Source organism: Vibrio caribbeanicus ATCC BAA-2122 (assembly GCF_000165125.1).
Classification (GTDB): Bacteria; Pseudomonadota; Gammaproteobacteria; order Enterobacterales; family Vibrionaceae; genus Vibrio; species Vibrio caribbeanicus.
Genome location: NZ_AEIU01000103.1, coordinates 1 through 242, shown reverse-complemented (window position 1 = coordinate 242; position 242 = coordinate 1). Strand labels below are relative to the sequence as shown.

At 46.7% G+C, this 242-nt stretch carries 1 protein-coding gene; it reads left to right on the top strand.

Annotated features, from left to right (window positions below; genetic code table 11):
* On the top strand, positions 1-242 hold a 242-nt coding region (locus RH40_RS17520; RefSeq protein WP_009603016.1), incomplete at both ends, for a hypothetical protein.

The window sequence follows — 242 nt, the reverse complement described above, 5'->3', positions numbered from 1 at the left end:
GCTCCATTTACCATTTTCTTTACTCAGTGATAGTGAAAACGGCCACGAGTCCGTCACGTTAGAAACCTGTATTAAAGGGGTGAAAGAGCGCTTGCGTGCGATTCCGAATAAGGGAATGGACTATGGGATTTTGCAGCGATACCAGCAAGCACGGTTACCTCAAACGGGCTCCTCTCAGCTGGTCTTTAATTATCTAGGCGTTTTTGAAAAAGGCTTTGCCAAAGACAGCGGTCAAGCTTTGG